20 protein-coding genes and 1 pseudogene are annotated in these 21009 nt (G+C 69.0%); 9 read left to right on the top strand and 12 right to left on the bottom strand.

What is annotated here, in order from left to right:
* Window positions 1–72: 72 nt before the first annotated feature.
* The 4 genes from ACZ7SW_RS20630 to ACZ7SW_RS20615 all read right to left on the bottom strand — a co-directional run bounded on the left by ACZ7SW_RS20630 (window position 73) and on the right by ACZ7SW_RS20615 (window position 2866).
* A complete protein-coding gene (locus tag ACZ7SW_RS20630; RefSeq protein WP_470232036.1) occupies window positions 73–369 on the bottom strand; it encodes a hypothetical protein in 297 nt (98 codons plus the stop codon).
* Window positions 370–1068: 699 nt separating this feature from the next.
* Window positions 1069–1365, bottom strand: coding sequence for a hypothetical protein (locus ACZ7SW_RS20625; RefSeq protein WP_470232035.1), 297 nt, complete (start codon window positions 1363–1365; stop codon window positions 1069–1071).
* Window positions 1362–1613 carry a hypothetical protein gene (locus ACZ7SW_RS20620; RefSeq protein WP_470232034.1) on the bottom strand — a complete coding sequence of 84 codons (252 nt, stop codon included), beginning with the start codon at window positions 1611–1613 and terminating at the stop codon, window positions 1362–1364. The genes ACZ7SW_RS20625 and ACZ7SW_RS20620 overlap by 4 nt, the downstream gene beginning before the upstream one ends.
* A 62-nt stretch (window positions 1614–1675) precedes the next feature.
* On the bottom strand, window positions 1676–2866 hold the full coding sequence (locus ACZ7SW_RS20615) for a helix-turn-helix domain-containing protein (RefSeq protein ID WP_470232033.1): 1191 nt from the start codon (window positions 2864–2866) through the stop codon (window positions 1676–1678).
* Between the two features lie 255 nt (window positions 2867–3121).
* Here ACZ7SW_RS20615 and ACZ7SW_RS20610 point away from each other — a divergent pair.
* Window positions 3122–3880: pseudogene (locus ACZ7SW_RS20610) on the top strand (dicarboxylate/amino acid:cation symporter); the annotation flags it as partial.
* A gap of 42 nt (window positions 3881–3922) precedes the next feature.
* Here the strand turns inward: ACZ7SW_RS20610 and ACZ7SW_RS20605 are convergent.
* Window positions 3923–4642, bottom strand: coding sequence for a hypothetical protein (locus ACZ7SW_RS20605; RefSeq protein ID WP_470232032.1), 720 nt, complete (start codon window positions 4640–4642; stop codon window positions 3923–3925).
* A gap of 50 nt (window positions 4643–4692) precedes the next feature.
* Between ACZ7SW_RS20605 and ACZ7SW_RS20600 the strand changes: the two genes are divergently transcribed.
* The 5 genes from ACZ7SW_RS20600 to ACZ7SW_RS20580 all read left to right on the top strand — a co-directional run bounded on the left by ACZ7SW_RS20600 (window position 4693) and on the right by ACZ7SW_RS20580 (window position 9153).
* Complete coding sequence (locus ACZ7SW_RS20600) at window positions 4693–4992, top strand: SAV_915 family protein (RefSeq protein WP_067590001.1); 300 nt, start codon at window positions 4693–4695, stop codon at window positions 4990–4992.
* Between the two features lie 101 nt (window positions 4993–5093).
* Window positions 5094–6887, top strand: coding sequence for an acetyl/propionyl/methylcrotonyl-CoA carboxylase subunit alpha (locus tag ACZ7SW_RS20595; protein ID WP_470232031.1), 1794 nt, complete (start codon window positions 5094–5096; stop codon window positions 6885–6887).
* 54 nt (window positions 6888–6941) lie between these two features.
* Window positions 6942–7499 carry a DUF1707 SHOCT-like domain-containing protein gene (locus ACZ7SW_RS20590; protein ID WP_470232030.1) on the top strand — a complete coding sequence of 186 codons (558 nt, stop codon included), beginning with the start codon at window positions 6942–6944 and terminating at the stop codon, window positions 7497–7499.
* 8 nt (window positions 7500–7507) lie between these two features.
* Window positions 7508–7891: a DUF1707 SHOCT-like domain-containing protein gene (locus tag ACZ7SW_RS20585; protein WP_470232029.1), complete on the top strand. Its 384-nt coding sequence runs from the start codon at window positions 7508–7510 to the stop codon at window positions 7889–7891.
* Complete coding sequence (locus tag ACZ7SW_RS20580; protein ID WP_470232028.1) at window positions 7876–9153, top strand: histidine kinase; 1278 nt, start codon at window positions 7876–7878, stop codon at window positions 9151–9153. The genes ACZ7SW_RS20585 and ACZ7SW_RS20580 overlap by 16 nt, the downstream gene beginning before the upstream one ends.
* 1 nt (window position 9154) lies before the next feature.
* Here the strand turns inward: ACZ7SW_RS20580 and ACZ7SW_RS20575 are convergent, their stop codons facing one another.
* Complete coding sequence (locus ACZ7SW_RS20575) at window positions 9155–10678, bottom strand: class I adenylate-forming enzyme family protein (protein ID WP_470232027.1); 1524 nt, start codon at window positions 10676–10678, stop codon at window positions 9155–9157.
* 79 nt (window positions 10679–10757) lie between these two features.
* Between ACZ7SW_RS20575 and ACZ7SW_RS20570 the strand changes: the two genes are divergently transcribed.
* The gene (locus ACZ7SW_RS20570) at window positions 10758–11291 is read left to right on the top strand and encodes a GNAT family N-acetyltransferase (protein ID WP_470232026.1); all 534 of its coding nucleotides are present in this window, start codon (window positions 10758–10760) and stop codon (window positions 11289–11291) included.
* Between the two features lie 33 nt (window positions 11292–11324).
* On the opposite strand, the gene ACZ7SW_RS20565 is transcribed toward ACZ7SW_RS20570, so the two are convergent.
* Entirely contained in the window at window positions 11325–13094 is a 1770-nt protein-coding gene (locus ACZ7SW_RS20565) for a glycerol-3-phosphate dehydrogenase/oxidase (RefSeq protein ID WP_449669599.1), read from the bottom strand.
* 207 nt (window positions 13095–13301) lie between these two features.
* Between ACZ7SW_RS20565 and ACZ7SW_RS20560 the strand changes: the two genes are divergently transcribed.
* Together ACZ7SW_RS20560 and glpK are read left to right on the top strand one after the other, a co-directional pair.
* Entirely contained in the window at window positions 13302–14051 is a 750-nt protein-coding gene (locus ACZ7SW_RS20560) for an MIP/aquaporin family protein (protein ID WP_470232313.1), read from the top strand.
* A gap of 22 nt (window positions 14052–14073) precedes the next feature.
* Window positions 14074–15582, top strand: coding sequence for a glycerol kinase GlpK (gene glpK / locus ACZ7SW_RS20555; RefSeq protein WP_470232025.1), 1509 nt, complete (start codon window positions 14074–14076; stop codon window positions 15580–15582).
* 1013 nt (window positions 15583–16595) lie between these two features.
* Here the strand turns inward: glpK and ACZ7SW_RS20550 are convergent.
* The 5 genes from ACZ7SW_RS20550 to ACZ7SW_RS20530 form a co-directional block, all read right to left on the bottom strand.
* Window positions 16596–17393, bottom strand: coding sequence for a VOC family protein (locus ACZ7SW_RS20550; protein ID WP_470232024.1), 798 nt, complete (start codon window positions 17391–17393; stop codon window positions 16596–16598).
* A gap of 82 nt (window positions 17394–17475) precedes the next feature.
* The gene (locus ACZ7SW_RS20545) at window positions 17476–18060 is read right to left on the bottom strand and encodes a class F sortase (protein WP_470232023.1); all 585 of its coding nucleotides are present in this window, start codon (window positions 18058–18060) and stop codon (window positions 17476–17478) included.
* 59 nt (window positions 18061–18119) lie between these two features.
* The gene (locus ACZ7SW_RS20540; protein WP_470232022.1) at window positions 18120–18758 is read right to left on the bottom strand and encodes a hypothetical protein; all 639 of its coding nucleotides are present in this window, start codon (window positions 18756–18758) and stop codon (window positions 18120–18122) included.
* A 197-nt stretch (window positions 18759–18955) separates the two neighbouring features.
* Window positions 18956–19408 carry a hypothetical protein gene (locus ACZ7SW_RS20535; RefSeq protein ID WP_470232021.1) on the bottom strand — a complete coding sequence of 151 codons (453 nt, stop codon included), beginning with the start codon at window positions 19406–19408 and terminating at the stop codon, window positions 18956–18958.
* 78 nt (window positions 19409–19486) lie between these two features.
* Window positions 19487–20890, bottom strand: a complete 1404-nt coding sequence (locus tag ACZ7SW_RS20530; RefSeq protein WP_470232020.1) for an NAD(P)H-quinone dehydrogenase — start codon at window positions 20888–20890, stop codon at window positions 19487–19489.
* Window positions 20891–21009 lie beyond the last annotated feature (119 nt).

The following is a 21009-nucleotide window of genomic DNA, read 5'->3' as shown; positions in this document are numbered from 1 at the left end:
AGCTCCCTCGTTGGGCAGTTTCGCGGATCCACGCATTGGTTCGCGTTGATCACCTCTGGTGTTACAGCGGTCTCACCGGTAGACGCAGGTGTCACGGCCGAGGTGTTCGCCGCCTGGCCCGCAATCCGACCACGGTTCGCGGAAAACGGTCAGTGCCAGGACCAGAATCGTGACGATCACCAGGAGCACGGGAAGGCCCCATCGCCAGGCCCACCGCCGCATGCACGCCGGGTCGTCACATTGGGGGCTCGCACCTTCCCATTCGGTCGATCCGTGCGGGCAAGTCGGCTTGATGCGGCTCGTGTGCCGGACCTCGCCGAGGTAAACCGATGGCGGGAGGTCCGATTTGCGGCGGTGGGTGTTGTTCATTGGCCGCAGTGGCAGGCGGAGCCGCAGACGATGCAGAACTGGCTCTTGCCCTTCGCGTCGTGCAGGCAGGCGTGGTCGTAGCCGAGAATCCTCTTCAGCATGCCGATCATCGTAGCTGGTCCTCTCCGTGTTGTATTCGAATCAGATAACCGTGGTGGCAGCCCTGGTGCTACCGCCAGTAGCGCGAGAGTTCGGTTCCCGGCCGCCGCGCCCCCTGATGACGCGGCGACCGAGGAGTTTGGCGGGCCGGTGACCGGGGAGAACAACGGTCACCGGCCCTTCCCCGCGCCATGACTACGCGGGTCCTGACCGCGCGCCTGGGGGTCGCCCGTCGCTGCGGTCAATCTCACCGGTCGTCGCGCCGCCCATTCGCCAAAAGCGACGCGACGGCCGGGAGTTTTGGATGGCGGTGGCCTCCCGGAGGGATGGGCCGGGGGAAGGCCACCGCCGCGCGCCCCGTCCGGTGGGGCGCAACCCGGGGTGCCGCGGCAGTGTCGGGGAACTATCGCGGCAGCCGGGGGATAGGGGCGGGGTGTCATCGACGTCCCAGGTGCGATCCGGGAGCGGAGACGCCGTGGCGCGGGTAGCGCTGGTTTACGTAGCGCACCCACTCGTCCGGGCTCGCATCCGGACCGGGCTCGACTGGGACGGGCATCTCTTCCGTCGTCTCGGAGGCGACGTTGTCGTCCGGATCCGACGTCATCGCGCACCCAGCCCGGTGCAGCCGGGACACCGGTCGGCAACAGCGAAACCGGTCATGGCGATCTCGCCGCGCTCATGGCGCTCCGGGTAGGGATCGTCGCCAGAGCAGCAGGGGATCAGCCACTGCACCGACGGGTCGGCCAGCTCCCGCTTCCAGTAGCGATGCACGGTCCGCCGGTGCGCGGCGGTCGGGTCGGAATGCACCCGCAGCACGAGGTCCGACGTGCGGTGCACAGCGGACCTCACCGCGGCCACGTCCTCGGCGGGCAGCTCGCCGCACAGCACGCCCATCACGACGGCCGCCTGCCGGTTTTCCTGGCGTGGTCGTCGAACGATGCCTCCAGGTTCGCGATCAAACGCCCACAGAGGGGGACAGGAATGGTCGCGCTCGGCCCGGCAGCCAACTTGCTGTCGATCCCCAACCCCACGACGAGATGACCTTGAGCGTTCGTGGTGAGCCCGGTCGTGATTTTGACGGGCCGTCCCGTCGAGTCAACTGTTTCGATGCTGCGCTCTTTGTTCCATCCCCGTCCTTCGTGCATGACGAGGACGCTAAACATCGCTGGTCAGAGTTTGTGCACTAGAAGTGCACAAAGGCACCGGATCACCCGACCGGGGCAACACCCATCCGCCACGCAAGGCCACGCAGTTCCCGGCCTCCGGCGTCACGTCGCGCCTTGCGCAACTGGGCCGTCACTGCCTCCCGCACGAACACGTTGTTGCGGACCTGCTGCGGGGTCAGGGACTCGGCTTTCAAGATCGCGCGAAGACCGGCGTCGGCGCTCTTGCGGTCCTGCATCAGACCTCGCCCGAAATCCATCCAGAAAGCTCCCTGGCGAGAGAGAGGCAGCGACCACCACTCGACATTGCGGCCCAACTCCGCGACCTTGCCGCCCTCGCCGACCTCGGTGCCGATCGCGACACGCCAGATCCCCACGTTGGCCTCGGTGAAATTCAGGGTGGCCAGACCCCACGAGTCGGCAACCGGCGCGCGAGCAGCCATTCGCTCGGCGTCGTCGAGATGCTCTTTCGCCGTGGCCGTGTCCCCGCGTGCAGCCGCCGACATCGCCGCGGTGAGATGACCCATGCCGCGGGACTCAAGCCGGGCACCGGGGGCATCGATGGCCTCGAGAGCCAACTTGTACTGGCGCGGCCGGGATGTGGAGCTGAGGAACTGGGCGCGGACCCACGTGGCGATTCCCAGCCATTCCGGGTCGTCCAGCAATTCGGCGCTAGCACGGACACGCTCTCCGGCCAGGTACGCCAGTTGCCGTCGTCCGAGGCGTCCGGAGACGTTGCCAGTGGCGTAGTAGGCCGTCATCAACCCTTCGAGTGCCAGTTGCCGATGCGGGCCGTGCGCATGATGAAGGAGATCAGTGATCAGTGATGGCAGGAGTGCGACCTGGCCCGAATAGTCCGACTTCGGACGCAGCACGTTCGTCAAGGTGTCGAGATCGGCCACGGTTTGCGTCCACGGCCGAGCCGGTGCGTCGGGGATCTCGCCGGGCAGCCATTCGCTCAACGTCGCTTCGAGCGCATCGAGCGCGGCATGGGTTTGGCTGTCGAGCTGCTCCGCCGGGATGTGGGGAACATCGGCCAGTTCGGCAGGAGAAACACGCAGGGCGTTCGCGAGCGCTTCGAGCACCTGGCGGGAGTTCACGGGCTTCTCGCCGCGCTCGATCTGACCGAGATAGCTGTAGGAGATCCCGGCAAGATCCGCCAAGGTGCGGATGTTCAGCTTTCGCCAGGATCGGATCTCTCGGACCCGGTGACCGAGGTCGATTGAATCGGACATGCGGCATCCTCATTCGCGGAGTAGCCCCCTTCGCGTGGCCCCGGGAGCTACCCGGGGCCGTCCCTCCGCGAAGAGGAGCAGCATCATCGTACCGCGACGAGGCAGCTCGACGGGCATGCATCCGCGCGTAGGGTATGCAGGTTGAAGACGCTTTGCGCCATGATCAAGTCCCCTGATCCCAGTCAAGGATATTCTGAGCCGGACGCTCCGGGCGGACCAGCGGATAGGCATCATCGTATGCCGCTAGTCAGTGGAATAGTCCAGCGGTACCTCGGCTGGATCGTGCGGCTCGCGCCCCTCGGCATCATCGGCCTGATCGGTGCCGCGGTCTCCAACTACGGCGACGCGCTGTTCCGCCCGCTGCTGTCGACCACTCTCGCGGTGTACGTCGGCTGCCTGCTGATCCTGTTCGTGGTCTACCCGATCCTGCTGCAGTTCGTCGCGAAGGTGAACCCGCTGACGTTCTTCGCCAAGGCAGGCACCGCGATCCAGTTCGCGTTCGCGTCGCAGTCGAGCTCGGCGACGCTGCCCCTCACCCGGCAGTCCGCGGTGAACCTCGGCGTCGACCCCGGGTACGCCGCCTTCGCCACCCCGCTCGCCAGCGCGACCAAAATGGACGGTTGCGCCGCGGTGTTCCCGGCGATCGGCGCGATCTTCATCGCCAACCTCGCCGGAGTGCCGCTGAGCTTCGGGCAGTACGTCGGGATCGTGGTCGTCGCCGTGCTCGGCGCGCTGGCCACCGCGGGCACCACCGGCTGGCTGACCGCGCTCACCCTGACCACCGCGTTCATCGGCCTCGACGCCAAGCAGGTCGCGATCGGCATCGCGCTGATCTACTCAGTGAACCCGATCATGGACATGATGCGCACCGCCACGAACGTCGCGGGCCAGATCGTGGTCCCGACGATCGTCGCGCGCAGCGAAGGCCTGCTCGACGATGAAATCCTCAGCACGCAGACCGCTCGCCCGAACCACCGCGACGAGGGCGGCGCCGCCCGTCCCGCGACCGCCTGACGCCTCGTGCGCGGCAACGCCGGTTAGAACCGGAATCGCCGCTCACGAGGTGCCGGAACACCGGCGCAGCTGGGATTTCTTCAGCTCGACGTCCGGCCAGCCCCGGAAGTTCGACGGCGAGGTGACGGTGCTCGTGCAGCCCATCACCTCGCCGTCGAGTTCGTACACCTCCGCCACCACCGGCGCAGCCTGGCAGCGCGGCGAGCCGGACACCGCCTGCGGGCATTCGTGCCGGACGACGATCACGTCCGGACGGCCGTCCTGGCTCACGTCGTAGAGCGACAGCGAACCCGCGTCGGAGAAATACGGCTTGCCGTAGTCGCGCCACACCCCGCCGGACTCGGTGAGCAATTCGCCGTACGAACCGCCGGCCGCGTCGCCGCGGATCAGGCACGCGGCGGTCGATCCGTCGATACAGCGCAGGGAAGTCTCGGTCAGCTTCGCGCCCAGGTTCGTGATCGCCAGTTCGAACGGCTGCTGCCCGACCTGGACCCGGCCCGATCCGCCCGCGGCGTCCGCCAGCAGCACGACCGGGGTACCGCCGACACTCATCGCCGCCAGCTGCCGACAAGGCCCGTTCCCGCAGGTCGAGGACGGTTCGGTCACCGGGGCCGCCGCGGGCTCCCTCGGCATCATGGTCTCCGCGCCGTCCGGCTTCGGGCGCAGCGCGACGACCACCGCGAGCGCCGCCGCCGTCACCACCGCCGCGAGAACGGCGGTGAGCAGCGCGGATCGCGGGATGCGCTTCGGCCAAGTCGCCATATCCGAGACTGTAAGCGACCTTGCGCACCGTGTCCGTCTATGTTGTCGGAGTGACGAACCCCAATCTGCCCCCGGCCCTTTATCTGCCGACCGGCCCCACCGGCCCGACCACCGACGGCCAGACCGGAGCCAACGTCGAACTGCGCCGCACTCCGGACGGCCGCACCGCGCTGGTCGCCTTCACCGCGCTCGACCGGCTCGTCGACTGCTGCGGCGAGCACCAGCCGTGGATCCTGGTCAACACCGAAAACCTGGCGCTGGTGCACCAGGTCAACCCCTACGACGTCATCGTGCTGGACTCCGAACTACCGGCGCGACTGCGGCATCAAGCTCCGGCCGGCCGGGTATAAACAGGACCGAACTGGGTGGTCCACCTCTCAATCCAGGCCCTGCCTGGGTCCGTAGACTCCCGGTTGACCAGCAGCGCGGCGACGGGCACGGGAGGTATGTGGTGAGCGAGCAGGACACCGCGAGCACAGGCGGTCCGGTGACCAAGATCCTGGTCGCGAACCGGGGCGAGATCGCGGTCCGCGTGATCCGGGCCGCGAAGGACGCGGGTCTGCAGAGCGTGGCCGTGTACGCCGACCCGGACCGCGACGCTCCGCACGTGCGCCTCGCCGACGAGGCGTTCGCCCTCGGCGGGAACACCGCGGCCGAGAGCTATCTCGCGATCGACAAGATCCTCGACGCCGCCAAACGGTCCGGCGCCGATTCGGTCCACCCCGGCTACGGCTTCCTTTCCGAGAACGCCGAGTTCGCCCAGGCCGTCCTCGACGCGGGCCTGACCTGGATCGGGCCGAGCCCGCAGGCGATCCGCGACCTCGGCGACAAGGTGACCGCGCGGCACATCGCGATGCGCGCGGGCGCGCCGCTGGTGCCCGGCACCAAGGAGCCGGTGAAGGACGCCGGCGAGATCATCGCGTTCGCCGACGAGCACGGCCTGCCGGTCGCGATCAAGGCGGCGTTCGGCGGCGGCGGCCGCGGCCTGAAGGTTGCCCGCACCCGCGAGGAAATCCCCGAACTGTTCGAGTCCGCGACGCGCGAGGCGGTGGCCGCGTTCGGCCGCGGCGAGTGCTTCGTGGAGCGCTACCTGGACAAGCCGCGGCACGTCGAGGCGCAGGTGCTGGCCGATCAGCACGGCAACGCGATCGTCGTCGGCACCCGCGACTGTTCGCTGCAGCGCCGCCACCAGAAGCTGGTGGAAGAGGCCCCCGCGCCGTACCTGTCCGACGACCAGCGCGCCCGGATCCACGAGTCCGCCAAGGCCATCTGCAAGGAGGCCGGCTACTACGGCGCCGGCACCGTCGAGTACCTCGTCGCGGTCGACGGCACCATTTCCTTCCTCGAGGTGAACACCCGGCTGCAGGTCGAGCACCCGGTGTCGGAGGAGACCACCGGCATCGACCTGGTCCGCGAGATGTTCCGCATCGCCCGCGGCGAGAAGCTGCGGATCACCGAGGACCCGACGCCGCGCGGCCACTCGATCGAGTTCCGCATCAACGGCGAGGACGCCGGCCGCGGCTTCCTGCCCGCGCCGGGCACGGTCACCAAGTTCGTGGCCCCGTCCGGTCCGGGCGTGCGCGTCGACTCCGGCGTCGAGTCCGGCAGCGTGATCGGCGGTCAGTTCGACTCGATGCTCGCCAAGCTCATCGTCACCGGTTCGGACCGGCAGAACGCGCTGGAGCGCAGCCGTCGCGCGCTGGCCGAGTTCGAGGTCGAGGGCATGGCCACGGTGCTGCCGTTCGACCGCGTGATCGTCGACGACCCCGCGTTCATCGGCGACGACAACGGCTTCAGCGTGCACACCCGCTGGATCGAGACCGAGTTCGACAACAAGATCGAGCCGTTCGTCGCGCCGGACATCGAGGCCGAGGAAGAGGCTCCGCGGCAGAACGTCGTGGTCGAGGTCGGCGGACGCCGGCTCGAGGTTTCGCTGCCGGGCGGCTTCGCCCTTGAGGGCGGCGGCGCTCCCGCGGCGACGAAAGCCAAGCCCCGCAAGCGGGCCGGCGGCGCGAAGGCAGCGGTGAGTGGCGACGCGGTCACCGCGCCGATGCAGGGCACCATCGTGAAGATCGCGGTCGAGGAAGGCCAGCACGTCGAGGCGGGCGAGCTGATCGTGGTGCTCGAGGCGATGAAGATGGAGAACCCGGTAACCGCGCACAAAGCGGGCACTGTCACCGGGCTTTCGGTCGAGATCGGCTCCGCGGTCACGCAGGGAACGCAACTCTTGGAGCTCAAGGACTGAAGTTGTGCTGAATGTCGTGGGTGCCGCGCGCTCGCGCGGCCTACCATCGACTACGTGACTGAGGTTCCGTCTCCGCAGCTGCGGATCAGCGACCAGGAGCGAGAGTCCGCGCTGAATGCTCTCGGTGAGCACATGAGCGCGGGGCGGATCGACATCGACGAGTTCGGCGAGCGTTCCGCCCGGATCACCGCGGCCAAGACCCGCGGCGAACTGGGCGAGCTGTTCACCGATCTGCCGGTGCCGCATCCGGTGTTCGGCGCGGGCGCGACCGCCGCGCCACAACCGGCCGTGGCGCCGCCGATGCCGGTGCCGCAGCCCGCGGCGTCCGGCGAGGTGGCCGCGCGACAGCCGGAGTGGTCGGCCGGACAACGCGCCGTCGCCGCTTTGATTCCGCTGGTGTGGATCGCGGCGATCGCTCTGATCGCCACGGGCACCGCCGGCTGGCCGGTGATTTTCGCGCCGATCGCGCTCACCGCGGTCGGCCGCGCGCTCTGGGGCAAGGGTTTCGAGCACCACGACCATCACCACCGTCACGACTGGCACCGGGAGCGCCGCGAGGAGTTCCGGGCGATGCGCGACGAACACCGGCGGCAGCGCCGTCTGGACCCCTGAGGCGGACCATGCCTGACCTGCGGTTGAGCGACGACGAACGGCAGGACGCGCTCGACGTCCTCTCCGAGCACGTCCGCACCGGACGCCTCGACATCGACGAATACGGCAGCCGCTCGGCGAAAGTCACGTCGGCCAAGCTGGTGAGCGAACTGGTGCCGCTGTTCGACGACCTGCCCTCGCCGCGCCCGAGCGCGCTGCTGGCCACGGCCCGGCCGCGACCGGCCGTGCCGTCCGCCGGAAACGGCAAGGTCGGTTCGTTCGTGATGCGTTATTCGGTGCCGCTTTCGATCGCGTTGGCGGTCGTCGTCCTCATCGTGACGCGCGGACGGCTGTTGATCGTGTTCGCGTTGCCGTTGCTGCTGATCCTGCTCAGCGGATGGCGACGCCGCTGAGCCCGCGAGAACGCGCGCCGCGGCTCAGCCCGATGATGGGGCTGCGGCCGGGCTCGGTCGATCCGAAGGCCGAGCGATGGGCGGGCCCGGTGTTCGCCGGGATCGGGATTCTGGCGCTCGCGGTGTGCACGATCATCGCCGCAGGTCAGCCGCACGGCGATCCCGCGCAGTGGCGCACCACCCTGCTTCTCGCCGCGGCGAGCGGGCTGTGGCTGCTGGTACTGATCCCGGTTTTCCCGCAGCGCACGCGAAAACCGTGGCTGGCCATCGGATTCTTCGTCGTGCTGCTGGCCGGCGCGACCCTGCTCACCTCCCGGCTGGATCCGTTCACCGCTTTCGCTTCGATCGGTTACCCGATCGCGTTCGTGTTGTTCCCGACGCGCTGGAGCATCTTCGCGGCGGCCGCCACGGCGGTGGTTCCATTGCTGGCCAAGGGAATTTGGCAACCGTCGCCGCCGTGGATCACCGCGGTGTCGATCGTCGGGCCGATTCTGTACGTGGCGTGGTTCGTCGGCGCGGAGAACGAACAACGCCGTCGCACCAACGAAAAACTCGCGCAGTCGAACGCGCAGCTGGAAACGGCGTTGACGGAAAACGCGGCGCTGCAAGCACAACTTCTCACCCAAGCCCGCGAGGCAGGGGTGCTCGACGAGCGACAGCGCATGGCCCACGAAATCCACGACACCGTCGCCCAGGGATTGACCGGCATCGTCACGCAGCTGCAAGCCGCCGACCGGGCCACCGAAGCCGCGGATCGGCAACGGCACCTCGACCACGTGCACACGCTGGCGAAGGACAGTCTCAGCGAGGCGCGCCGAGCGGTTCAGGCGTTGCGGCCGGAGCCATTGGCGGACTCGCACTTGCCGGAAGCGTTGGCAGGCTTGGCGAATCGCGTGTCCGACACCTCTGGCGCCAAGGTGACCGCCGACGTCGAAGGCGACGCGCGGCCGCTGCTGCCGGAGCTGGAAGTGGCGATGTACCGGGTGACGCAGGAAGCCTTGGCCAACGCGGAAAAACACGCGCGCGCCAGCCGGATCGGCATCACGCTGACCTACACCACTGACCTGGTCATGCTCGACATCCGCGACAACGGAAGGGGTTTCGCCCCCGGCGATCGCGGCGACGGCACCGGCTTCGGGCTGGAAGCGATGCGGCAACGCGTGCAGCGGGTCGCGGGCTCGCTGACCATCGAGTCCGCGCGAGGGGAAGGGACCGCCGTGCACGCGGAGTTCCCGGCGATCCCTTCCCCCGGCACCGCTTAGCTCACTGCCCTCCCGCGGTACGCAGCTGCCGCCGCAGCACCTTGCCGTTCGCGTTGCGCGGCAACGCTTCCAGCCAGGTCACGTCCTGCGGAACCTTGTACCACGACAGGTGCTCGCGGGTCAGCGCGACCAACTCCGCGCCGAGATCGTCGTCGCCAGGCCCCGAGGTCGCGACCACGTACGCGCGCAGCGTCGTGTCCCCTGCCTCGCGTCGCACCGCGCTGACCGCCGCTTCGCGCACCTTCGGGTGGCTTTCGAGAAGCCGTTCGACCTCGCCGGGAACCACGTTCTGCCCGCCGATCACCTCGACGTCGTCCAGCCGTCCGTAGACGTGGATGACGCCCTGTGCGTCGATCGACCCGAGATCGCCGGTCGACCACCAGGTGTCGGTCACCTGATCCGGGCCGAGACCGCCGCGAGCGACCCCCCGCGTGGCGAACGGGACCAGAATTTGCAGTTCGCCCTGCACACCGGCCGCCACCTCCTGCCCGTCGACCACGACGCGCGCCGAACGGCCCTCGAAAACCGGCCCGACCGCCGACGGGTCGGCGTAAGCCGCCGGTTGGCCTGCGGCGTACCCACCAGCTTCGGTGGAACCGTAAAGATTCATCAGCCGGTCACCGAAGATCGGCACCAGCTTCTCGCGCAACCGCGCGGAAAGCACTTCGCCCGCACACGTCGCGCCGCGCAACTGTCCGAGCGTCTCGGCGTGCCCGGGCTCCTGAAGCAACCGCGCGTAGAAACTCGGCTGCGCGAAAAGCGTCGCGACGTTGTGGCGGCGGATCAGCTCCAGCGCGGCGGCCGGAGTCGCGCGCGGACGCGAGAGCACCGACGTCTGGCCGGTGCAGATCGTCGCCATCGCGGAGGAGTACAGGCCGCCGGCGAAATACATGCGCGACACCGAGAACGCGACCGTGCCGACGCCGTCTGTGCGGAGCATCGCCGAGTCGAAGTTGCGGTGGAGATAGAAGCACAGCTTGGGCACGCCGGTCGTCCCGGATGTGAACATCGCGTGCGACGGATGGTCTCCGCCCGGTGCGAACTCCGTCTCGGGTTCTGCCGCCGCCAGCCGCTCCGGGCCGGTGGTCGGGGCGAGACCAGCGTCGTCGAGCCAGCTCGCGGTCTCCGGGTCGACGATGATCAGCGCGGGTTCGGCGGTGCGGATGTCGCGGGTCAGATCGTCTTGGCTCATCTGGACATTCACCGGAATCGCGACGATTCCGGCCTGCCAAGCGCCGAGCAGGCACCAGACCATTTCGATGCTGTCCGGAAGCGCGAGCAGTACGCGATCGCCGCGGTACAGCCCGGCGGCTCGATAACCGCCCGCGACGCGCGCGGCCCCGGCGTAGACCTCGGAGAACGTCCAGGTCCGGTCGTCGGCGAGGAAAGCGGGAAGGTCGTCCCATCCGTGCAGACGGGAATGTTCGGCGGCAAACTGGGTCAGATTGTCCGGCATAACCCGCAACGCTGCCAGGGTGATCATCGCCCGCGGCGGCTTTTCCCTCAGCGCTGCCCGAAACGGCAAGGATTTTTCACCCTTCGTCCGCCCCGGTGGTGACGCGGCACGCAGCCGTTTCCCGGTTCCGGACGGTTAGGCTCGAGTTGTGGAACCCGTGGAAATCAACGCGGGCGCGTACTACCTGCGTCAGCTGCGCGCGGACCGGAATCTCGACGACCGGCCCGCGCTGATGGAGGCGTTCGCGGACCCGCGGCATCGGCGGTACGTGCTGAACTACCGGTTGCGCACCCCCGACGAAGCCACCGAATACGTGACGCTGCGCGCCGCGCAGTGGGCGTGCGACGAACGCTGCTCGTGGGCGGTCGCGGAACCGGCGACCGGCCGTCTGCTCGGCGAGGTCGGGCTGCGCGACCTGGACCTCGATTTCGGCACCGCCGAGGCGTCGGTGTGGACGCATCCGGCCGAACGGGGCAAAGGCATTGCGGCAGCGGGACTTTCGGCCGCCGTCCAGTTCGGGTTCGCCCGGCTGGGCCTGCACGAGATCGCCTACCGGCACGACGAAAGCAACACCGCGTCCGAGGTCGTCGCGAGGCGAGCCGGATTCACCCGGGTCGGGCCTGAAGACCGGCCCTCGCCGAGCGGGGAAACGCTCATTCGCTGGATCCTCAAGCCCTCGTGAGTGCCGGGTTGTCCCCGGCACCCACGAGAAAGCTCAGCTGACCGGCTCGATCAATCCCGCCCGGGCCTCCGGAGCCGCCGCCCGCAACGCGTCCGCCGACTCGTCCGTCGGCTGCAGCTGCGAATCCCGCTCCGCCTCGACCCGCGCCCGGTAGACCTCGACCTCGCGCTTGGTCTCGTCCTCCGACCAGCCCAGCACGCCACCCACCAGCTGGGCGACCTGCTCAGCGCAGTCGACGCCGCGGTGGGCGTACTCGATCGAGATCCGCGTGCGCCGCGCGAGGACGTCCTCCAGGTGCAGCGCGCCCTCGTGGCTGGCCGCGTACACGACCTCCACGCCGAGGTAATCCGGCGCGGACTCGATCGGCTTGAGCAGCTCCGGCCGGTCCGCGGCGAGCGCCAGCACCTCGTGCACCAGCGAGCCGTAGCGGTCGAGCAGATGCCGCACGCGGTACGGGTGCAGCCCGTGCTCCGCGGCCAGGTGATCCGCCTGGTTGACCAGCGCGTGGTAGCCGTCCGCGCCGATCAGCGGGACCTTGTCGGTGATGGACGACGGCGGGCGGCCCGGCAGGTCGACCACCGCGGCGTCGACGGCGTCGGCCGCCATCACCCGGTACGTCGTGTACTTGCCGCCCGCGATCGCGACCAGCCCCGGCGCGACCCGCGCGACCGCGTGCTCGCGCGACAGCTTCGACGTCTCTTCGCTCTCGCCGGCCAGCAACGGCCGCAGACCCGCGTACACGCCTTCGATGTCGTCGTGCGTGAGCGGCGTCGCGAGCACCGAGTTCACGTGTTCGAGCAGGTAGTCGATGTCGTGCTTGGTGGCCGCCGGGTGCGCGAGGTCGAGGTTCCAGTCGGTGTCGGTGGTGCCGACGATCCAGTGGTTGCGCCACGGGATCACGAACAGCACCGACTTCTCGGTGCGCAGGATCATCCCCGACTCCGACACGATCCGGTCGCGCGGAACCACGATGTGCACGCCCTTGCTGGCGCGCACGCGGAACCGGCCGCGGCCGCCGGACAGCCGCTGCAGTTCGTCGGTCCACACCCCGGTGCAGTTGACCACCGCGCCGGCGTGGATCTCGGTCTCGCGGCCGTCCTCGACGTCGCGCACGCGCACGCCGGAAATCCGGTCCGCCTCGCGCAGGAAGCCGACGACCTGGGTGGAGGTCCGGACCACCGCGCCGTAATGCGCGGCGGTGCGCGCGACGGTCATCGTGTGCCGGGCGTCGTCCGACTGGGCGTCGTAATACCGGATGCCGCCGATCAGCGCGGACCGCTTGAGCGCGGGGACCATTCGGAGGGCACCCGCGCGGGTGAGATGTTTCTGGCCCGGTACCGACCGGGCACCGCCCATCGTGTCGTACATCAGCAAGCCGGCGGCGGTGTAGGGCCGCTCCCAGATCCGGTGCGTCAGCGGGTACAGGAAGCTCACCGGCTTCACCAGGTGCGGGGCGATCTTCGTCAGCATCAGCTCGCGCTCGTGCAGCGCTTCGCGCACCAGGCCGAACTCGAGCTGTTCGAGATAGCGCAGGCCGCCGTGGAAGAGCTTGCTGGATCGGCTGGACGTGCCGGACGCCAGGTCGCGGGCCTCGACGAGGGCCACCCGCAGGCCGCGGGTCGCCGCGTCGAGCGCCGTGCCCGCGCCGACGACGCCGCCGCCGATCACGACCAGGTCGAAGGTCTCGTCGCCGAAGCGCCGCCAGGATTCCTCCCGGCCCGCCGGACCCAGCTGGGCCGGCTCGCTGCCGTTGCGCGGATTCGTCACCACTCGTTCCTCCTCGTGCTCCACCTTCCCCAGCATCGCACGCTTGCGTGATCGTCTGCTGACCCCGAGGTGACACGTGTGGCGGAACCCATGACGATCATGGTCACATTGCTTCGCCCGGCTTATGGATTGCGCGCGTACGCGGCGGTAACGTGCCGCGGACTGGGGTCGGCGACGAGGCTGTGGCCGGACGTGTTCGGCCCTGCACAGACTGTCCAGTGTGGAGGTGCGGAGAACGTGAGCCTGAGTCCGGGTGCGATCATCGTCTGGGAGACGCTGGGCACAGCGGTACTCCTGTTATTAGGCAACGGCGTGGTGGCCAACGTCGTGCTGCGCAAGAACAACGGCCACCAAGCGGGAACTCTGTTCATCACTTTCGGGTGGGCTTTCGGCGTTTTCGCCGGGGCCAGTCTCGCCGCGCCGACCGGCGCGCACCTGAACCCGGCGGTCACCCTCGGCCTGGCTATTTCGGGCAAGGTTTCGTGGGCGGATGTGCCGTTTTACCTGATCGGGGAAATGCTCGGCGCGATTCTCGGCGCCGTGCTGTGCTGGCTGACCTACAAGCTCCAGTTCGACGACCACCCGAATCCGGAGGAGACGCTGGGCATTTTCTCCACCGCCCCGCAGATCCGGAACAAGGCGTGGAACCTGGTGACCGAGATCATCGGCACCTTCGTTCTCGTCGGCTGGATCCTGCTGACCCCGGCGTTCAAGACCGCCGCGGACGGGACGCCGACCTTCGGCAACACCGCGCTCGGCTACGCCGGGGTGTCGTTCGTCGTGCTGGTGATCGGCATCTCGCTCGGCGGGCCCACCGGTTACGCCATCAACCCGGCCCGCGACCTCGGCCCGCGCATCGCGTACGCGTTCCTGCTGCCGATCAAGGGCAAGCGCGACCCCGACTGGGGCTACTCGTGGGTGCCGGTCGTCGGGCCGCTCGTCGGCGCGGCGCTGGCCGCGGTGGTGTACCTCGCCGTGCACAACTTGACCTGATCCCCTTTCCTGGAGGAAATCCATGACTTCGTACGTGGCCGCGATCGACCAGGGCACCACGTCGACGCGTTGCATGATCTTCGACCACTCCGGCCGTGTCGTCGCGGTCGACCAGCGCGAGCACGAGCAGATCTTCCCGAAGGCGGGCTGGGTCGAGCACAACGCCGAGGAGATCTGGGAAAACACCCGCGCGGTCGCGGCGGGCGCGCTCGCCAAGGCCGACCTGCGGCCGACCGACATCGCCGCGGTGGGCATCACGAACCAGCGCGAGACGGCGCTCGTGTGGGACCGCAAAACCGGGAAGCCGGTGTACAACGCGATTGTCTGGCAGGACACCCGCACCGACAAGATCGCCGCTGAGCTGGGAGCGCTCGGCGGCGGCCAGGAGCGTTACCGCTCGAAGACCGGCCTCCCGCTCGCGACGTATTTCTCCGGCCCGAAGATCAAGTGGATCCTCGACAACGTCGAGGGCGCGCGGGCCAGGGCCGAGGCGGGTGACCTGGTGTTCGGGAACATGGACACCTGGGTGCTGTGGAACATGACCGGCGGCACCGACGGCGGCGTGCACGTGACGGACCCGACGAACGCGTCGCGCACGCTGCTGATGGACCTCGACACCCTGAAGTGGGACGAGGACATCGCGGCGGAAATGGGGATCCCGCTGTCGATGCTGCCGGAGATCCGGTCGTCGTCGGAGGTGTATGGCAAGGTCCGCCCGCGCGGAGCACTGGCCGAGGTGCCGATCGCGGGCATCCTGGGCGACCAGCAGGCGGCGACGTTCGGCCAGGCGTGCCTCTCGCCGGGCGAGGCCAAGAACACTTACGGCACCGGCAACTTCGTGCTGCTGAACACCGGCACGGAGAAGGTGCTGTCGGAGAACGGCCTGCTGACGACGGTCTGCTACAAGATCGGCTCGAACGACACGGTGTACGCACTGGAGGGTTCGGTCGCGGTCACCGGTTCGCTCGTGCAGTGGCTTCGGGACAACCTGGGGTTGATTTCATCGGCGGCCCAGATCGAGGAATTCGCCCGAACGGTCGACGACAACGGCGGCGCGTACTTCGTGCCGGCGTTCTCCGGCCTGTTCGCCCCGTACTGGCGCTCGGACGCCCGCGGCGCGATCGTCGGCCTGACCCGGTTCGTGAACAAGGGCCACATTTCAAGGGCGGTGCTGGAGGCGACGGCGTTCCAGTCGCGAGAGGTGATCGACGCGATGAACGCCGACTCGGGTGTCCCGCTGAAGTCGCTGAAGGTCGACGGCGGGATGGTCGTGAACGAGCTGCTGATGCAGTTCCAGGCGGACATCCTCGGGGTGCCGGTGATCCGTCCCGTGGTGAACGAGACGACCGCACTGGGAGCGGCGTACGCGGCCGGGCTGGCGGTCGGGTTCTGGGAGTCGGAGGACGACATCCGGACCAACTGGGCGAAGGACAAGCAGTGGGACCCGTCGATGGACGAGTCCCGGCGGGAGAAGGAATACCGGAACTGGAAGAAGGCTGTCACGAAGACGTTCGACTGGGTGGAGGACTGATCCCTTCCCGGTTGGAGCTGGGCGGCTTGACTGGCTGATGGTCGGTGAGGGGGACTTTGGGGGAATCTGATTCCTTCAGGGTTCCCCTCACGGACTTTCTGGCCCATGCCCATGCCCATGCGTGGGCACGGCACGGCACCACACGGCTCGGCTCGGCTCGGCTCGGCACGGCACGGCACGGCACGGCACGGCACGGCACGGCACGGCACGGCACGGCACGGCACGGCACGGCACGGCACGGCACGGCACGGACCAGCTTGGCCCGCTCCGCTCACCGCAACTCGCCCGGCCCAGCACAGCGCGAATCGGCACGACCCGGCGCGGCACGGTCTAGTGGGCGCAGCGCGAATCGGCACTAGCTAGACCACCACTGCACGGCTCGGCACCTATTCGGCTCGGGCCGCCACCGCAGGACCCGGCCCAACGCGCCAGCCCGGCCCGGCACCACACGGCTCGGCACAGCACCAATTCGGCTCGGCCTGCCACCGCACAGCCCGATCCAACGCGCCAGCCCGGCCCGGCACCACACGACCCAGACCAACACGCCAACTCGGCCTGGCCCCGCCACCACTCAGCTCGGCCCCTGCACCAATTCGACTCGGCCCGCCACCGCACGACCCAGCTCAACACGCCAACTCGGCCCGGCCCACCACGCGGCTCGGCCCTGCACCATCTCGACTCGGCCCGCCACCGCACGACCCAGCTCAACACACCAGCCCGGCCCGCCGCACAGCTCGGCTCCTGCACCAGCTCCGCTCGGCACCGCACGACCCAGCTCAACACGCCGACTCGGCCCGGCCCGCCACCACGCAGCTCGGCCACAGCACCACCCCGGCTCGGCCCGCCCCGCGCGACCCAACATACCAACCCGGCCCAGCGAGGCAGGACTACTCCAAGGTGGGCCTGCTCAGCTCACTACCGCGCGGCACCAGCCGGTTCAGCTCAGCCGGTGCCGCGCCCAGCAACGCCCGGCCCCGCGCCTCTCCCCTGCCGGTCCGGCGAGACCCGAAGCCTCACCCCCACCCGTCCGGTGTCCCCGACTGGGCGTTGGGCGCCATCAGCGAGAACCCCGCCCCCTGGTCATCCACCGCGACCACCAGCCGCCCATGTGGCGTATCCACCGGCGGGTTCACCACCGTCCCGCCCAGTTCCGCAACCCGGGTCGCTGCCGCGTCCGCGTCTGACGTCCAGAAGTACGTCACCCACCCGGGCTGCGCCGGGCTGTCCGCGGACAGCTCGCCAAGGCCTCCGACGGGGCGGCCGTCCACGTCCAGCGTCGCGTAGGTGAAACCCGGCCCGGACATATCGCCGAAGCCGTACCCGAACACATCCCCATAAAACTGCTTGGCCGCCGCGAAATCCCGCGTCATGCATTCGTTCCACGCGGGTGCTCCGGGCGTGAGCGTGGCCTGCGTTCCCGAGTGCCGACCGGGCTGCCACAGCCCGAAAGTCACCCCGGTCGGGTCGGTCGCGATGGCCATTCTGCCCTCGGTCAGGACGTCCATCGGCGGGGCGATGACCTGTCCTCCCGCCTCCACGATCGCGGCCACTGTCTTGTCCACATCGGACACTGACAGGTACGTCGTCCACACCGGCGGCATGCCCGCCTGCTCCGGTGGGATCTGGCCGATGCCCGCCACCGGTTTTCCGGCTACCTGCGCCATTCCGTAGAAACCGGTCTCCGGACCGCCGGATTCGACGGTCCAGCCGAGCAGCGACTCGTAGAACGTGACCGCCTTGTCGCGGTCCGGCACCATCAAATCGCCCCAGCACGGTGTGCCCGCGGGCCACGGTTCGGTCCTGGTGATCATGCGCGCCTCCCGGAATTGTGCCAACCGTCACAGTGTCGCACCGGGGACCGACAAAATCGGGAGCGTCTTGTTCAATGCCCGGTCAATGCCCGCCATTCACCAGGTGGGCGTACACGATGATGTTGTCCACATAGCTGTGCTCGGCCCGGTCGAACGCGCCGCCGCAGGTGATCAAGCGCAGTTGCGGGTCCGAAGTGTCCCCGTAGACCGCGTCGCTCGGGAAGACGTCCTTGGGCACCTGGTCCACTTTGGTCACCTCGAAATGCGCGGTGGTGCCGTCGCGGCGGGCGATGTCGACGTCGTCTCCCGGCTTCATTTCCTTGAGCCGGTAGAAGATCCCTTTTTGCTTGTTCCCGTCCACATGTCCCAGCACGACCGCGGGACCGACCTCACCGGGCGTCGGGCCGTTTTCGTACCAACCGGCCTGCAACGGCTTGCTGACCGGCGGGACCTGCACCGAATTGTCGGGATTGAGGCCGAGCGGCACCAGGCTGGAATGCGCGTCGATGCTCGGGATGTCCAGCGACACCGGCTCCGATTTCGGCATCGCGGCCGACGAACTGGACGGGGTGCCGGAAATGGGCGCCGCGGTCGTCGAGCCGACCGAGCATCCGGCCAGCAGCGCGGCGAGCGCGACGGCCGTCGCGGCGATTGTCTTCCTGATCATCATTCCCCCGATCCGCCCAGGCCTGGCCGCGAGAAAGGCAGCCAGGCCCAGGAGACTAGTCAGCCACGCTGGCGACGACGCGCCACCACGAACCCGGTGCCGCCGAGCGCGAGCACGCCCATCGCGCCGGCCGCGATCGGCAGGCCGAGGTTCGACTGGCTGTCCACCACCGGACCGTCCGTGCCACCGGTCTGCGGCGCGCCGGACGGGACCTTGCTGACCTGCTTCGGCGCGGGAGTCGTCGGCTTCGGAGCGGGCTTCGCGCCCATCACGGTGAACTTCGTGCTGAGGTCCGCGCTGCCGCAGGAGAACGCCACCTGGTACACACCGGCCTTCACCCCCGTGCGGACGGTCGCGGCACCCTGCGAGACCGGTGCCTTCGACGGGTCGTTCTGCGCACCGACCGGGTGCAGCTTGCCGAACTGCAGCGCCGCCGAGTTCAGGTTCTTGATTTCCGAGGCCTCGCAGCCGACGCGCACCGTGACGCGGTCCCCAGCGTGGCCGGAGGACGGCAGCACCCGGATGAACGCCTTGGGCACGCCGGCGTTGTCGTCCGTCGGCTCCTCCGCAGCGGGAGACGAAGACGGCGCGGCGGTGCTCGTCGCGGGCGGCGTGGTGGGCGCCTCGGCGGCGAAGGCAGGCGCGGCCGAAAGCATTCCGGCGGCGACCAGGGCGGAGAAAACAACGGTACGCTTCATGACACTCCCCTTGATGAAAAATGCGATTCCCGCCGCGTGCGGGCGGCGGCGAATCCGCGCCCAGCCAGCAGTTCCCCCTGCGGCTCAGGCGTTTTCGTTCCGACAACAACCAAGACGTCTCCACCCGTCGCGGGGTTGCCCCGGGAACGAAAAAACCGCCGGAAACAATTTTCCGGCGGTTTTCGAAGGGTGGACGATTAGCTGGCGAGGCTTCCGTCGCCCGCTTTCGCCGCGCCCTTGGGCACTCGCGACACCTGCGCGGCGGGCACGGTGAACGTCGCGTTGTACGACTTCCCGCCGCACATGACGGTGAGCGGATAGCTGCCGGGTTTGGTGCCGGGCGCCAGGTTCGCCTGCGCGCTCATCGTGGCCTTCACCCCGACCATCTCGCCGTAGAAGTACTGAGAGAACTTCAGCGCGGGCGAACTGAACGTCGCCGCACCGGCTTTGGCCCCGGGGCAGTAGGCGAACGCCATGTTCGGCTCGGAGCCGCGCTGGTAGGCGTTGACTTGGCCGTGCAGCACCGCGGTGTCCTGGTTCAGCTGCACAGTCACCGGATCGGGAGCCGGACCGTCCGCCGCCACCGCCGGAACCGCTGTCCCGGCCAGTCCGATCGCCGCCGCCACCGCGAAAATCGCGCTCTTGCGCACCCTCGTTCCTTCCCCGTGCCACACGTCTTCACCCCGCTAGACGCGGTGTGCGGCACGGGGTTGCCCGGAGGGGAGAAATCAGTCCAGATCGTCGTGCCGCATGAGCTGACGGCCCGCTTCGGTGATCGATCCGGACAGCGACGGGTACACCGAGAAGGTCAGCGCGAGGTGGTCCACCGTCAGCTGGTTCTGCACGGCCAGCGCGATCGGCAGGATCAGCTCGCTCGCCGACGGCGCGACCACCACGCCGCCGACCACCACGCCGGTGGCGGGACGGCAGAACAGCTTCACGAAACCGCGGCGCAGGCCTTCCATCTTCGCGCGCGCGTTGGTGGCCAGCGGCAGCATGATCGTGCGCGCCGGGACCTCGCCGGAGTCGATCGCCTGCTGGCTGATGCCGACGGTGGCGATTTCCGGGTGCGTGAAGACGTTCGCCGCGACGGTCTTGAGCTTGATCGGCGCGACGCCCTCGCCCAGCGCGTGCCACATCGCGATGCGGCCCTGCATGCTCGCCACGGACGCGAGCATCAGCACGCCGGTGCAGTCGCCCGCCGCGTAGACACCGGGGACGCTCGTGCGCGACACCCGGTCCACCGCGATGAAACCGCCGGGGCCGGGCTCGATGCCGACGCGGTCGAGGCCGATGTCCGCGGTGTTCGGAATGGACCCGACGGTCATCAGCGCGTGGCTCGCCTCGATCACGCGACCGTCGGCCAGGTGAACTTTGACGCCCTTCTCGGTGCGCTCGACGCGTTCCGCACGGGCCTGCTTGGCCACCGTGGTGCCGCGCTGAGTGAAGACCTCTTCGAGCACCGCGGCGGCGTCGGCGTCCTCGTGCGGCAGCACGCGGTCGCGGCTGGACACGACAGTGACCTTCACGCCCATCTCGGTGTACGCGGAGGCGAATTCGGCCCCGGTGACGCCGGATCCGATCACCGCGAGGTGCTCGGGCAGCTCAGTCAGGTCGTACAGCTGACGCCAGTCCAGGATCCGCTCGCCGTCCGGCACCGCGCCGGGCAGCACGCGCGGGGTGGCCCCGGTGGCGATCAGCACGACGTCGGCGGACAGCGATTCCACCTTCCCGTCGGCGTGCTTGATTTCCACCGTGTGGGTGGCCAGACCCGGCTCGTCGTCGGCGAAGCGGGCTTCGGCGGTGATCACGCGAACGCCCTCACGCTGCACGCGGGCGCGGATGTCGGCCGACTGCGCGAGCGCGAGGCCTTTCACCCGGCCGTGCACAGTCGGCAGGTCGACGGTGGTGTCCGCGAGGTCGGTGTTGATGCCGAGCTCGCCGAGGTCGTGCATCTTCGCGAGCGCGCCGGACGAGGCGATGAACGTCTTCGAGGGCACGCAGTCGTAGAGGACACAGGCGCCGCCCAGGCCGTCCCGCTCGACGATCGTCACGTCGGCGCCGTGCTGCGCCGCGACCAAGGCGGCTTCGTAGCCCGCCGGGCCGCCACCCATGATCACGATCCTGGTCACCTGGGTCCTCCTATGTACGCGTGCTTGGCGGTGGTCCTGACCCTACGCGGCGAACCTGACCGGCAAACGAAGTGCCCGGACACGGCATGTGCATCCATTCGCGGCGGACATGGGTCGCT

This window comes from Amycolatopsis sp. NPDC114484 (assembly GCF_055633755.1).
The sequence above is the reverse complement of the archived record's forward strand: the minus strand, read 5'-3'. Positions and strand labels throughout refer to the sequence as shown.